The sequence below is a fragment of the Arsenicicoccus cauae genome, from assembly GCF_009707125.1.
Lineage (GTDB): Bacteria > Actinomycetota > Actinomycetes > Actinomycetales > Dermatophilaceae > Arsenicicoccus > Arsenicicoccus cauae.
The window spans coordinates 1-718 of record NZ_WLVL01000055.1; the positions used below are offsets into that span (position 1 = coordinate 1).

The 718-nt window shown below is 67.1% G+C and carries 1 protein-coding gene; it reads left to right on the forward strand.

Annotated features, from left to right (window positions below; genetic code table 11):
* Nucleotides 1–673 (forward strand): IS256 family transposase (locus GGG17_RS15115; RefSeq protein WP_154594531.1); only part of this gene is annotated, 673 nt, incomplete at its 5' end.
* Nucleotides 674–718 lie beyond the last annotated feature (45 nt).

The following is a 718-nucleotide window of genomic DNA, read 5'->3' on the forward strand; positions in this document are numbered from 1 at the left end:
CGCCACCGGCGTCACCGAGCACGGCCGCCGGGAGATCCTGGGCCTGGACGTCGGTGACAGCGAGGACGAGGTCTTCTGGCGAGCCTTCCTCATCGGCCTGAAGAAGCGGGGCCTGGGCGGTGTGCAGCTGGTCATCTCCGACCAGCACGCCGGCCTCGTCGCGGCCCTGACCAGGGTGTTCCAGGGCTCGTCCCACCAACGGTGCCGGGTCCACTTCATCCGCAACGTCCTGGCCCACGTGCCCAAGGCCGAGACCGAGATGGTCGCCGCGGTCTTCCGGACCATCTTCGCCCAGCCCGACCTGGCCTCCATGGCCAAGCAGTGGGACAAGGTCCGCGACGACCTCGCCAGCAGGTACCCCAAGACCGGCCCGCTGATGGACGGCGCCAAGGCCGAAGTGCTCGCCTTCGCGGCGTTCCCGCGCGAGCACTGGCGCAAGATCTGGTCCACCAACCCCCTTGAGCGGCTGAACAAGGAGATCAAGCGACGCTCCCGCGTCGTAGGCATCTTCCCGAACGAAGCCGCCGTCATCCGCCTCATCGGAGCCGTCCTGGCCGACACCCACGACGAATGGCAGGTCGATGACCGCCGCTACCTCTCCGAAGGCTCCATGGCCAAGCTCTACCCAACCCGCGATACTGAGACCGTCGCCCTCGAAAAGAGCGACCGGTAGGCAACGAGCATCACCTCAAAGCCCACCACTCAACGGGGCTCTATC